The sequence below is a fragment of the Vibrio syngnathi genome (assembly GCF_002119525.1).
In the GTDB taxonomy this organism is placed as follows: Bacteria; Pseudomonadota; Gammaproteobacteria; order Enterobacterales; family Vibrionaceae; genus Vibrio; species Vibrio syngnathi.
The window spans coordinates 3,222,638-3,236,326 of record NZ_CP017916.1 but is presented as its reverse complement, the minus strand read 5'-3'; the positions used below and the strand labels follow the sequence as shown (position 1 = coordinate 3,236,326).

The window sequence follows — 13,689 nt, the reverse complement described above, 5'->3', positions numbered from 1 at the left end:
GAGTGTCTGTTTTAGTATGAAGTCATTCGGTAGACAGATATCGACCTTACGGACTTATTTTTAAAGGAGTGCCCTACAATGGCTAACTATTTCAATACATTAAACCTTCGTGAACAACTAGACCAATTAGGTCGTTGCCGCTTCATGGATCGTGAAGAATTCACGACTGAAGCTGAATATCTTGAAGGCAAGAAAATCGTCATTGTTGGTTGTGGTGCTCAAGGCCTAAACCAAGGTCTGAACATGCGTGATTCTGGTCTAGACGTATCTTACGCTCTACGCCAAGCGGCAATTGATGAAAAGCGTCAATCATTCAAAAACGCTGATGAAAACGGCTTTGTTGTGGGTAGCTACGAAACGCTAATCCCTCAAGCAGATCTAGTTATCAACCTTACTCCAGACAAGCAACACACTAATGTTGTTGAGACAGTAATGCCTCTAATGAAAGAAGGCGCTGCTCTTGGTTACTCTCACGGCTTTAATGTCGTGGAAGAAGGCATGCAATTACGTGCTGACCTTACTGTAGTTATGGTTGCACCTAAGTGTCCTGGTTCTGAAGTTCGTGAAGAGTACAAGCGTGGCTTCGGTGTTCCAACACTGATCGCTGTTCACCCAGAAAATGACCCTAAAGGCGAAGGCTGGGATATCGCTAAAGCTTGGGCTGCTGGTACTGGTGGTCACCGTGCAGGTTGCCTAGAGTCTTCATTCGTAGCTGAAGTTAAATCTGACCTTATGGGTGAGCAAACCATTCTATGTGGCATGCTTCAAGCAGGTTCTATCGTATCTTACGAGAAGATGATTGCTGATGGTATTGAACCAGGCTACGCAGGTAAGCTTCTACAATACGGTTGGGAAACGATCACTGAAGCACTTAAGTTCGGTGGCGTAACTCACATGATGGATCGTCTATCTAACCCAGCTAAAGTTAAAGCGTTTGAGCTTTCTGAAGAACTTAAAGATCTAATGCGTCCGCTTTACAACAAGCACATGGATGACATCATCTCTGGTCACTTCTCTAGCACAATGATGGCTGACTGGGCGAACGATGACGTGAACCTACTAGGCTGGCGTGAAGAGACAGGCGAAACGGCATTCGAAAACTACCCAGCTTCTGACGTAGAAATCTCAGAGCAAGAGTACTTCGACAACGGTATCCTAATGGTTGCTATGGTTCGTGCAGGTGTTGAGCTAGCATTCGAAGCTATGACGGCATCAGGTATCATCGACGAGTCTGCTTACTACGAATCTCTACATGAGCTTCCACTAATCGCAAATACAGTTGCTCGTAAGCGTCTTTACGAAATGAACGTTGTAATCTCAGATACTGCTGAGTACGGTAACTACCTATTCGCTAACGTAGCAACACCGTTGCTACGTGAGAAGTTCATGCCTTCAGTAGCAACTGACGTAATCGGCCGCGGTCTAGGTGAAGCATCTAACCAAGTTGATAACGCTAAGCTAATTGAAGTAAACGAAGCTATCCGTAACCACCCTGTAGAGTACATTGGTGAAGAGCTACGTAGCTACATGAGCGACATGAAGCGTATCGCTGTAGGCGGTTAATTAGTCGCTTAGATACTGATAAATTTGCAGAAAAAGCGAAGCAGTATCACTAACTCCTTACAGGTTGGAGTTATAAATAAGCAACACAACATCTAATAAAAAGGCTTGGTCGCCGTTGACCAAGCCTTTTTTGCTTTTAGTAACAAAGTCTTAAAAATCAATCAAATGAAAATTACTTGATAGGTATTCGTCGACTTTCAGTTCTTGATTGATCTTCAGAAATACAAAAGGGTTGGTGCTTTCACACCAACCCTTTCAGTTTTCTTTCTTTACGCTTACTTGTCGGCAATCTTTGCTTCTAAGTCCGCTAGCTTTTGTTCCATTTCAGTCAGCTTTTGGCGAGTGCGCAGTAGTACTTGTGTTTGAACATCAAACTCTTCACGGCTTACAACGTCTAGCTTGTTCAGTTGGCCTTGGATAACCTGGCGAACTTTTTGATCTACATCTGAACCAAGCTCTTTTACTGGTTGAGGCATAGAATCGTGGATCTGCTTAGCAATCTGCTCTAGTTTTTTTGGATCAAACATATCAATTAAAACTCCTGAATATTTACTACTATTCTATTTAATCACACTTGAGATGTCGCCTATGGCGTATAAAAAAAGGCCACCGAAGTAGCCTTTTTATTGTTATTACGACTTAGTGATTACTTATTATCAGCTAATTCTCTGTGTGCTGCTTTTGCTTCATCGACGCGAGCTAGTTTTTCTAGGTCTTTGTCTTCAACAAATACAGGTAGAGGTTTGTGTTTTTCAGCCAAGTAGCTGTAAATCACAGGTAGTACAAATAGCGTGAAGAGAGTGCCAATTGCTAAACCAGCAACGATTACGATACCAATACTGAAACGCTGAGCCGCACCCGCACCACTTGCGTACATCAGTGGGATTAGACCCGCGATCATCGCAGCGGTTGTCATCAGGATTGGACGAAGACGAACCTTCGCTGCTTCCATTACCGCTTCAATACGAGTTTTTTGATTGTGCAGCTGCTCTTCTTTCGCTACCTCACAAATCAAGATACCGTGCTTGGTAATCAGGCCGACTAAGGTGATCAAACCAACTTGCGAGTAGATGTTCATCGTTGCTGCGCCCCAAGCCAGAGCTATTAGGGCACCACAGATCGCCAGCGGTACAGATACCATGATAACCAGTGGGTCTTTCAGTGATTCAAACTGAATCGCCAAAACCAAGAAGATGATTGCCAGTGCTAAACCAAAGGTCGCGTAAAGTGCGCTACCTTCTGTTACGTATTGGCGTGCTTCACCCATGTAGTCATGGTTGTAGCCACTTGGAAGCTTATTCGCTGCCGTGTCTTCAAACCACGCAATTGCATCACCCATTGCAGCGCCTGGAGCCGGTACCGCACCAATCGTAGCCGAGTTCAATTGGTTGAAGTGAGGAAGAGAGCGAGGCTCTGCCACAACATCAATCGTAATCAAACTGCCTAGTGGTACAGCATTACCGTCTGCAGCACGTACGTAGTAGTTGTTCATTGACTCTGGGTTCAAACGGAATTTACGTTCAACCTGAGGGATAACCTCGTAAGAACGGCCATTCAAGTCGATACGGTTTACGTAGCCATCAGACATCATGGTACCGAGCGTGATACCGATATCTTGCATGGTCACACCGTATGCGCCCGCTTTATCCTTGTCGATGTTGATCTTCATGGTTGCTGAGTCGTAGTTCAGGTCGAGATCTGAATATACGAACAACGGGTTTGAAGAGACATCAGCCAGAATGTCTGTGGTAATTTGGAACAAGCTTTCAAAACTGTTTGGCGTTGTTATAACAAACTGAATTGGAAGGCCTGAACCAGCACCGGGTAGTTCTGGCATTTGGAATGCAGTTACTGCCATTCCTGGAACATCTTTCACCAAATTACCAACGCGGTTTGCTACGTCTGATTGGCTTGCTTCACGTTCGCTCCAAGGAACCATAGATGCGATACCAAATGCTTGGTTGGCATTTGGCACACCTGTAAATACCTGCGCGTAAGCAACTTCTGGCTGATCAGACAGAATCTGGTTTACGTCGTTCATGGTATTTTGCATGAAGTCTAAGTTCGCATTCGACGGCGCTGTACCCATCAACATGATTACACCTTTATCTTCTGAAGGTGCTAGCTCACTAGGGATGAATTTGAACAATAACGGTAAACTTGCAAATACGATGATAGCAAAACCAATAAATACTGGACGATGTTGCATTACCGCACCAAGCATACGCTCGTAACGGTTAGTCATGCCATCCAGCACGCTATGAACTTTCTGTTCAAACTTGCTTGGCTCAGCGTGAGCTTTCAGCATTTTTGAACACATCATTGGCGAGAGCGTTAGTGCCACAATGCCTGATACGAAAACCGAACCAGCTAGGGTTAATGCAAACTCTTTAAATAGCGAGCCTGTAATACCACCCATCATCGCAATTGGAGCATATACCGCACCTAGCGTTAACGTCATTGCGATAACAGGCACCGCAATTTCACGGGTACCGATAATCGCCGCACGGAAAGGGGACTCACCGAGCTTGATATGCCTGTCGACGTTTTCAAGTACTACGATCGCATCATCTACCACTAGACCGATGGCAAGTACCATTGCCAGTAGTGTCATTAGATTCCAAGAGAAGCCCATTGCCTGCATTACCATTGCCACACCAATCAAAGACAGTGGGATAGTAATGATAGGGATCAGTACCGCTCGGAATGAACCTAAGAACAGAGTAATCACTATCAATACGATTAATGCCGCTTCAAGGATAGTCTTAATAACTTCTTGAATTGACTCGTTAATCGCAATAGTTGAATCGTACATTACGTTCATTGAGATGTTGCTTGGTAGATTCTTCTCTAGTTGAGGAAGAAGTTCCAGTACATCAGCAGCGATGTTGATTGGGTTCGCACTTGGCGCCGCATTGATCGCGGCTACAACCGCCTCTTGGCCGTTAGCACTTGCTCGGTAAACATCGTGACTTTTCTCAAGAGAAACCTTCGCGATATCGGATAGGCGAATGATCTCACCTTCTCCGCTTTTCACGACGAGATTCTCTAGTTCTTCAGTGTTTGATACCTGAGTATCGGCACTGCCGTTGTAAAGCACGAACTCACCGGTCGCTTGACCCGTAGCTGATTGGTAGTTGTTAGCGTTCAGTACCGTCATTACATCGGATGCAGTCAGACCAATCGCCGCCATTTTTGATGGGTCTAGCCATACGCGCAGTGCGTATTTCATACCACCATACAGGTCAACTTTAGATACACCATTAACCGTAAATAGCTGCGGGTTGATTACACGCTCTAGGTAGTCGGTAATTTGGCTCGACACCAATTCGTCACTGGTAAAACCAATGTAGAGTACAGCGGTTGTTGAACCGGTAGACATGGTTACGGTTGGATCTTCAGCCTCTTTAGGTAGCTGAGAACGTACCGAGTTTGTCTTGGCCAGTATGTCAGACAATGCCGCATTCGGGTCGGTGTTCAACTTCATGTTCACGGTAATCGTAGATTTACCTAGCACAGAAGAAGATGTCATATAATCGATATTATCCGCTTGAGCCACAGCCTGTTCGAGGGGCTGGGTGATAAAGCCTTGGATAAGATCGGCACTTGCACCATAGTAACCAGTTGAGACTGTCACTACGGTATTCGTCATTTCAGGGTATTCACGCACCTGCATTTTGAAGATTGCTTGTAAGCCAAGCAGAGCAATCAAAAAGCTGATGGATACCGCTAGAACTGGACGTTTAATAAAAACATCAGTAAAGCGCATTGTGCCTCCAGTTACAGCTTAGGTGTTTCAGATGGTGGAGTGATTGCATCACTTTCAACAACTTTAACTTTGGCGCCGTTACTTAGACGTACTTGGCCAGAAGTTACAACCGTATCGCCAGCTTTAACACCCTCAAGGATGTGTGCAATATCAGCCGTACGCTCACCTACTTTTACAACATGTTGAGCAACACGCTGAACTCCGTCTTCTTCAGATAAGATGTAAACATTGTCACCATATAGAGTGAAAGTAATCGCTGTTTGAGGAAGAGTAACTTGGTTCTCTAGCTTAGGCAGAATGATGTTAGCACGAGCGAACATACCGCTACGAAGCTTGCCATCATTGTTTGGAATATCTGCTTGAACTTGGATAAGACCACTTTGGATGCTTACTGCTGGTTCGATGGCACTGATAGAACCTTCAAATGGCTTCTCTGGGTAGGCATCAACAAAGATGTCGATAGCTTGACCCACATGGATACGAGAGATATCAGTTTGAGAAACCGTGAAGCGCAGGCGCATGACACTGGTATCTTCTAAACGAACGATATCCGTACCTGATTGCAGGTATTGACCTAGGTAAACGTTACGGATACCAACTTTCCCATCGAAAGGAGCACGAATTTCACGGCGTTCGATAGATGCTTTTAGGCTTTCAATATCAGCAGATAGAGAGTAGTAGTTTGCTTCTGCTTCATCGTATGCTTCTTTTGAAATAGAACCTTTCTTATACAGGCCTTGGTAGCGTTTGTATTTTGCTTTTGCCGCAGGCAGGCGAGCTTCAGAACTCTTTAGATTTGCCTTTTCTACGCCAGAATCAAGACGAACAAGAAGTTGGTCATTTTTAACATCAGTACCAGAACCAAAAGAGATTTGGTCAATAACACCGCTGGTTTCATTCGCTAGCGTGACACCTTGGTTAGGTTCGATGAAGCCGATAGCTTCAATTACTGGAACCCAGTCGATAGGTTGAACTTCTGTTACCGTTACTGGGAACTCTGGTTCAGGTCGGTTAGCCATAAACTCAGCAATTTTTTGTTGTTTAAACATGTTAAACCCAATAACGCTGCCGAAAAGTAGTACAGCGATGAGTAACATGAAGAAAGTCCACTTTTTCATTCTAGTTAGAACTCCAAATTAGTGTGTAATAATCGCATCCCAACTTGCTTCGATCGCCGCTTCAATGGCTTTTTTATCAAGTTGGTAATATCCAAGAGATTGCTTACGGGCCAGCGTGACACTGACTTCTAAGCTAAGTGCTGCTAAAACAGGGTTTTCTAGAGGCTTAAACACCCCTTGCTCTCTACCTTCAGTAAAGAGTTGATCTATTTTGTGGAACATTTTTCGTTCAATCTCTTTGGTCTCATGGCTGCGAATACAAGGTAAAGAGTCGTATTGAGCTCTATTCTTTAAATTGCAGATGTTTGATCCCGAGAGCTCGAAAATGTTGAGCCACATTTTTCTAAATCGTTCTTTTAGACTCATCGAATCTTCAACACCTTGCTGAATTAAACCAGCATTTCGTTGAGAGACAGCTAAGCGAACTTGTTGTAATAGTTCTTCTTTGTCTGAGAAGTAGCGATAAATAGTTCCTGCCGCAACTCCTGCTTCTTTGGCTAGTTTATGCATAGAAAGCCCGTGAAAGCCTGATTCAGCAATCAGTTTTTCGGCAGCATCTATAATTTGTTGTCTTTTATCTATCATAGAATAAGAACCAAACAGTGATAATATACTCACTAATGAATGAACGTTCATTCATTATAGCCTAAGACCTATACATATGTGCAACATAGTTTTTCATATACGATATAAAATTCTTGCATAAGAGAGCGTAGCATTCGTGGTGTTGCAGCATTATTATAGGCGCGCAATTGAATTCGCCCCTCTAGACCAAATTGAGACCTAAATGAAACTGAACCCAAGACAAGATGAAGCCGTGAAATATGTTTCGGGCCCCTGCTTAGTATTAGCAGGCGCTGGATCCGGTAAAACACGTGTTATCACGAATAAGATTGCTTACTTGGTTCAAGAGTGTGGCTATAAGGCGCGTAATATTGCAGCGGTAACCTTTACCAATAAAGCAGCACGCGAGATGAAAGAGCGTGTAGGGCAAACTCTGGGTAAAGGTGAATCGAAAGGTTTGATCGTTTCGACCTTTCACACCATGGGCTTAACCATCATTCGTCGTGAATATAAAGCGCTAGGTTTAAAAGCGGGTTTCTCGTTATTTGATGATCAAGACCAGTTAGCCTTATTAAAAGAGCTAACAGAAAAGCAGATCGATGGTGATAAGGACTTGTTGCGCTCATTGATGAGTACAATTTCGAATTGGAAGAATGACATGCTGACGCCAGATCAGGCGAAAGCAAGAGCTCAAGGCGAACAAGATCAGCTGTTTGCATTCTGTTTTGAGATGTATCAGAAACAGATGAAGGCCTACAACGCGCTCGATTTTGATGACCTGATCGCGATGCCGGTATTGCTTCTGAAAACCAATCAAGAAGTTCGTGAGCGCTGGCAGTCTCGTATCCGCTATTTACTGGTCGATGAATACCAAGATACCAACACCAGTCAATATGAGTTGGTGCGACTGCTCGTCGGTGAAAGAGGGCGTCTCACTGTGGTAGGTGATGATGACCAATCTATCTACTCATGGCGTGGCGCAAAACCGCAAAACTTGGTGTTGCTTGGTGAGGATTATCCAAACCTTCGCTTGATTAAGCTAGAGCAAAATTATCGTTCAACGAGCCGTATCTTGCGTGCAGCGAATATTTTGATCGCTAATAACCCTCACGTTTATGAGAAATCACTGTTCTCTGAGATCCCAGACGGAGAGAAGCTCAAAGTATTGAACGCTAAGAACGAAGAACACGAAGCAGAGCGTATTACCGGTGAGATCATCGCCCACAAATTTTTGAATCGCACAGAATACAAAGATTACGCAGTGCTTTACCGCGGTAACCACCAATCTCGCTTGATTGAAAAAGCGCTGATGCAAAACCGTGTACCTTACAAGATATCTGGCGGAACATCCTTCTTCGCCAGAGCAGAAATAAAAGACATCATGGCTTACCTGCGAGTATTGGTGAACCCGGATGATGACAATGCTTTCCTACGTATTGTGAATACACCACGCCGCGAGATTGGTCCGGTGACTTTAGAGAAGCTCGGTAGTTACGCCAACATGCGTGGTAAGAGTCTGTTTGAAGCAAGCTTTGAGATGGGATTAGAGCAAACATTGACTGGTCGTGGCTTAGAAAATCTGCGTCGCTTCGGTGATTGGATTGTTCGAATTTCAGATAATGCTGAACGCGGTAATACCGTTGAGGCTGTTCGTTCTTTGGTTCGTGATATTAACTATGAAGACTGGTTATACGAAACCTCTCCAAGCCCGAAAGCGGCAGAGATGCGAATGAAGAACGTGTCTGATCTCTATAGTTGGATTGTTGCTGACCTTGAGGGTGACAACTACGACAAAGAAGAGAAGACACTTCGCGAAGTGGTTCAACGTTTAACCCTGCGTGACATGATGGAACGTGGTGAAGATAACGACGATGCTGACCAAGTTCAATTAATGACATTGCACGCATCGAAAGGCCTAGAGTTTCCGTATGTGTTCTTAATGGGAGCTGAAGAGGGTATCTTGCCACACCAAACCAGTGTCGATGAAGGCAACGTAGAAGAAGAACGTCGTCTTATGTATGTAGGGATTACTCGAGCGCAGAAAGAGCTGACCTTCACTAAATGTCGTGAACGTCGTCAGTATGGCGAATTGATAAAGCCAACACAAAGCCGCTTCCTTGATGAACTGCCGCATGATGATGTGGAGTGGGAAAGCGTGAAGAAGCCTCAATCCGCAGAAGAAAGAATGGAAAAAGGACAGGCACACATTGCCAACATTCGTGCGATGTTCAACAAGAAGTGATGTCTGGCTCTAAATCGAGACCAATAAAAAAGGTGACCATGAGGTCACCTTTTTTGAATCTGGCATTTTTAATGACAGATCGGTAAATTACAGACCGGCAATCATGTGCTCGATAGCATCTTTGATTTCGTCGTCTGAACAGTCCATACATGAACCTTTCGCTGGCATTGCATTAAAGCCGTTGATTGCATGGTCAGCTAGGATGTCGCGACCTTGAGCAATACGAGGTCCCCAATCACCAGCATCTCCTGTTTTAGGTGCGCCACTTACGCCAGATGAGTGACAAGCGATACAAAAGGTACCGTAAACTGCTGCGCCATCGCGAGGGCCTGTTGGTTCTGCGGCTACTGGTTCGCTGCCCACTAGGTAAACTTGACCAACTGGTTTGATGCGTTCAGCAATGGCATCTTGCTCTGCTTCGCTCAGGCCTGAAGCCATTGCGCCAGTTGAAAAGGTTAAAACTGCGATGACAACGCTTAAAATTCGACGAGACATATCCATTAAACTCACTTTACATTCCCAAGGTAAGTACATGCTTACCAATTTATAGTGTTGGAAGGGTGTTTTGGCTCAACCAGCAAAGAGCAACTGTTAAACCAATGTAAATAATGGGTGATTATATCCCGATAAGTTGTTGCAATAAACAACAACTTATAAGCTGCGGTGGGTTGTAGTACTCAAATAAGGGGTTTATCACATATTAACTGTCGAAAAAGAGACCAAACAGAAAAAAAAGTTAAAAAAGTACTAGACGGCATAAGGTGATATACGTATTATTCCACTCCGCCGACAGGGCATGCGCCTGTAGCTCAGCTGGATAGAGCGTTGGCCTCCGGAGCCAAAGGCCGAAGGTTCGAATCCTTTCAGGCGCGCCATCCGGTCTCTTACTTAGGTAAGTGAGAATTGGCAAAAAAGAAATTATGGTGGCTATAGCTCAGTTGGTAGAGCCCTGGATTGTGATTCCGGTGGTCGCGAGTTCGAATCTCGTTAGCCACCCCATTCTTTCTTTACAAAATATCGGTAGCTTCGGCTTCCATTGTTGACTCATTATTCCCAAGAGTCGATATAAAACTAGTCGGTGAATAGCGCAGCTTGGTAGCGCATCTGGTTTGGGACCAGAGGGTCGGGGGTTCGAATCCCTCTTCACCGACCACTATTTCAATAATCGCTTTTTAAGCGGTTATCTAAAAGATTAGTGGTGGCTATAGCTCAGTTGGTAGAGCCCTGGATTGTGATTCCGGTGGTCGCGAGTTCGAATCTCGTTAGCCACCCCATTAATTTTGGTAACTTCATTGAAGTTCCCTGTTTGAGAAATCAAACGAAACGTCTCGGTGAATAGCGCAGCTTGGTAGCGCATCTGGTTTGGGACCAGAGGGTCGGGGGTTCGAATCCCTCTTCACCGACCACCTTAAGAAAGCTCATCAGAAATGATGAGCTTTTTTTTCATCTATAGATCACTAGATTGGAACCCAAGTGGGGTTCGCCTGATGTTCAAAGGATGTCTCTTCACTGACCACCTCTAAGAAAGTCATCAGAAATGATGAGCTTTTTTTTCATCTATAGATCATTAGATTGGAACCCAAATGGGGTTCGCCTGATGTTCAAAGGATGTCTCTTCACTGACCACCTCTAAGAAAGTCATCAGAAATGATGAGCTTTTTTTTCATCTATAGATCATTAGATTGGAACCCAAATGGGGTTCGCCTGATGTTCAAGGAATGTCTCTTAATCGATTACTTTAAGAAAGCTCATCAGAAATGATGAGCTTTTTTTTCATCTGTAGATCGCTAGATTGGAACCCAAGTGGGGTTCGCCTGATGTTCAAAGAATGTCTCTTCACCGATCACTTTAAGAAAGCTCGTCAGAAATGACGGGGCTTTTTTACATCTTTCGTTTCAGTAATTTTCAATTTTGAATGCTGGGACCTCAATCGATTCGACACCTTGCTTAATGCTACTAACGTCAGTATCCCTCTTTATTATAAGGCAGGCTCTTACCCTTTATCTCCCATTATGATGTTGGTTTATTTTATCAAATGTGCAGATCGATATCTAATTTTATATAAAATTCACCACCAATCATTCGACAAATTAATAGGTTTGGTCTAAGGATTTTTATGAAAAGTGAAATTTGACGTTAAATATGTTCTCTAAGGCCTGTATTTGACAGATTTCTTCGAATCTTGTTGTTTAAAAAATCCTTTGATTTATTAAATCTTTCGTTTTCTTGTTTGTATTTATCAAAATAATACATATGGTTGAATGTGTGGTTGGGTTGGCTTTGTGTGGTTGTTTTGTTTGCTTAAATTAGCAAAGCTAGCGTTTGTTTCTATAGTGTTAATTGTTTTTTGGAATAATTATTTGTTTTTAGTGACTGGTAGTGAGATCTGCTTTTAACCATAGGTTTAACTCTACAAGTAAGTGGTAGTAAGGGATTTGTGAGTATTTATTATCGACAATAGAATGTTGATTTTTATTACTATATGCTCTATGGGTGAATAGTTATGTGGTGCTTTTGCTTGTTAAGCGTTTAATGTCGACTTTTTATCCTATTTTTGTTGCTTTTCTGTGAATTGTTTGCCAAATTGTCAACCGTATAAAATATCAGAACAATATTCTGGTAAGAATGGATTCAATTTTGCAGACAGGGCAGAAAGCTGCCAAAGCAGTAGAGGTCTGGTAATGTCACTTTTAGAAGTAAAAAATCTTCGTATCGAATACCCATCTCGTCATGGAGTTCACGCCGCAGTGAAATCACTTTCGTTCAACATTGAACGTGGTGAGATTGTTGGCGTTGTAGGCGAGTCTGGTGCAGGCAAATCAACAGTAGGTAATGCTGTGATCGATTTGCTGAGCCCTCCTGGTCGCATTGCTAGCGGCGAGGTATTTCTGGACGGTGAAAAAGTTTCAGGCTTATCTCCTGAACAGATGCGTTCTGTTCGCGGCTCAAAGATTGGTTTTATCTTCCAAGATCCAATGACTTCTCTTAACCCTCTATTCACAGTAGAACAGCAGTTAAAAGAGACGATTCATGCCAACATGAAGGTTTCGGATCAAGAAGCCTACCAGCGCTCATTAGATTTGATGAACCAAGTTGGTATTCCGCAACCAGAAAACCGTTTAAAGCAGTACCCACACCAATTCTCTGGCGGTATGCGTCAGCGTGTTGTTATCGCGATCGCATTGGCCGGTGAACCTGACCTGATCATCGCCGATGAACCAACAACCGCTCTAGACGTATCTATCCAAGACCAAATCTTAGGCCTGATTCGCGATCTATGTATTAAGAAAAACGTAGGTTGTATGTTGGTAACCCACGATATGGGTGTCGTATCTAACGTTACCGATCGCGTAGCGGTTATGTATCGTGGTGATTTAGTTGAGTTTGGCCCGACGGCGAAAGTCCTTGGTACTCCTGAACACCCTTACACGCACAGTCTTATCTCAGCGGTTCCGCGTTCAGATCGTAAACTCGATCGTTTCCCTCTTGTGAGCTACATCGAAGAAGCGCACGAGATGGAACCACTTGATGTGAAAAACCACTGGTTAGGTCAAAGCCAAGATCACCGTGATTACACTGGCCCGCTGTTGAATGTTGAAAACGTCAACTTACGCTTTACCACCAAGGATTCTTTCTTTGAGAGTCGCCGTGAGTACGTTCAGGCGTCAAACAATGTGAGCTTTGAAGTACACGAAGGTGAAACTTTTGGTCTTGTGGGTGAATCTGGTTCGGGTAAATCAACGATTGCTCGTGTGATTGCTGGTTTGTACGCACCTAACTCAGGCAAGGTAACGTTTGAAGGCGTTGATCTTACGGGACTTAAATCTGAAAAAGAACGTCGCCCAATGCGTCGTCAAATGCAGATGGTTTTCCAAAACCCTTATACATCAATGAACCCTCGAATGAAGATATTCGACATCATTGCTGAGCCTATCCGATTTCATAAACTTACACGCAACGAGAATGAAACTCGTCAGATCGTGAACGACCTGCTAGAGCACGTTGGTTTAGGCGTAATGGCAGGGGTTAAGTACCCACACGAATTCTCAGGTGGCCAACGTCAGCGTATTTCTATCGCTCGCGCCTTGGCAACTCGTCCCCGTCTTTTGATTTGTGATGAACCTACCTCGGCACTGGATGTGTCGGTACAGGCTCAGATCCTTAACCTACTAAAAGACTTACAAGACGAGCTCAACCTAACCATGCTGTTTATCAGTCACGATTTACCGGTTATTCGCCAAATGTGTGATCGTGTAGGTGTGATGCAAATGGGAGAACTATTGGAAGTAGCGCCAACCGAGCAGCTATTCCAATCGCCTCAGCATGAATACAGCAAGCATCTAATTTCTTTAATGCCTGAATTTACAGGTTTAAGAGAAGAAAAAGCAGTGGCACAAGCCGCGGTATAAAAATCAGCAGGCTGGAGTTTGGCT

General features: G+C 43.9%; 8 protein-coding genes and 5 tRNA genes. 8 read left to right on the top strand and 5 right to left on the bottom strand.

Annotated elements, in window-relative coordinates:
* Positions 1-78: 78 nt before the first annotated feature.
* On the top strand, positions 79-1,563 hold the full coding sequence (gene ilvC / locus K08M4_RS14670; protein ID WP_086050330.1) for a ketol-acid reductoisomerase: 1,485 nt from the start codon (positions 79-81) through the stop codon (positions 1,561-1,563).
* A gap of 275 nt (positions 1,564-1,838) precedes the next feature.
* Here ilvC and ubiK read toward each other — a convergent pair whose 3' ends face one another.
* The 4 genes from ubiK to K08M4_RS14650 all read right to left on the bottom strand — a co-directional run bounded on the left by ubiK (position 1,839) and on the right by K08M4_RS14650 (position 7,086).
* Positions 1,839-2,090 carry a ubiquinone biosynthesis accessory factor UbiK gene (gene ubiK / locus K08M4_RS14665; RefSeq protein WP_009848085.1) on the bottom strand — a complete coding sequence of 84 codons (252 nt, stop codon included), beginning with the start codon at positions 2,088-2,090 and terminating at the stop codon, positions 1,839-1,841.
* A 119-nt stretch (positions 2,091-2,209) separates the two neighbouring features.
* Positions 2,210-5,332: a multidrug efflux RND transporter permease subunit gene (locus tag K08M4_RS14660; RefSeq protein ID WP_009848084.1), complete on the bottom strand. Its 3,123-nt coding sequence runs from the start codon at positions 5,330-5,332 to the stop codon at positions 2,210-2,212.
* A gap of 11 nt (positions 5,333-5,343) precedes the next feature.
* On the bottom strand, positions 5,344-6,450 hold the full coding sequence (locus K08M4_RS14655) for an efflux RND transporter periplasmic adaptor subunit (protein WP_086050329.1): 1,107 nt from the start codon (positions 6,448-6,450) through the stop codon (positions 5,344-5,346).
* A gap of 18 nt (positions 6,451-6,468) precedes the next feature.
* Positions 6,469-7,086 (bottom strand): TetR/AcrR family transcriptional regulator, encoded by a 618-nt coding sequence (locus tag K08M4_RS14650; RefSeq protein WP_086050328.1) that lies wholly within the window; start codon positions 7,084-7,086, stop codon positions 6,469-6,471.
* 151 nt (positions 7,087-7,237) lie between these two features.
* On the opposite strand from K08M4_RS14650, the gene rep reads away from it, so the two are divergent.
* Positions 7,238-9,256 (top strand): DNA helicase Rep, encoded by a 2,019-nt coding sequence (rep, locus tag K08M4_RS14645; protein ID WP_086050327.1) that lies wholly within the window; start codon positions 7,238-7,240, stop codon positions 9,254-9,256.
* Positions 9,257-9,343: 87 nt separating this feature from the next.
* Here rep and K08M4_RS14640 read toward each other — a convergent pair whose 3' ends face one another.
* Complete coding sequence (locus K08M4_RS14640; RefSeq protein ID WP_086050326.1) at positions 9,344-9,757, bottom strand: c-type cytochrome; 414 nt, start codon at positions 9,755-9,757, stop codon at positions 9,344-9,346.
* A 297-nt stretch (positions 9,758-10,054) separates the two neighbouring features.
* Between K08M4_RS14640 and K08M4_RS14635 the strand changes: the two genes are divergently transcribed.
* From K08M4_RS14635 to K08M4_RS14610, 6 genes are all read left to right on the top strand, one after another.
* Positions 10,055-10,131 (top strand) — tRNA-Arg (locus K08M4_RS14635).
* A gap of 48 nt (positions 10,132-10,179) precedes the next feature.
* Positions 10,180-10,255 (top strand) — tRNA-His (locus K08M4_RS14630).
* Positions 10,256-10,332: 77 nt separating this feature from the next.
* Positions 10,333-10,409, top strand: a tRNA-Pro gene (locus K08M4_RS14625).
* Positions 10,410-10,454: 45 nt separating this feature from the next.
* Positions 10,455-10,530, top strand: a tRNA-His gene (locus K08M4_RS14620).
* A 55-nt stretch (positions 10,531-10,585) separates the two neighbouring features.
* Positions 10,586-10,662, top strand: a tRNA-Pro gene (locus tag K08M4_RS14615).
* 1,275 nt (positions 10,663-11,937) lie between these two features.
* Entirely contained in the window at positions 11,938-13,665 is a 1,728-nt protein-coding gene (locus K08M4_RS14610) for a dipeptide ABC transporter ATP-binding protein (RefSeq protein WP_055318741.1), read from the top strand.
* Positions 13,666-13,689 lie beyond the last annotated feature (24 nt).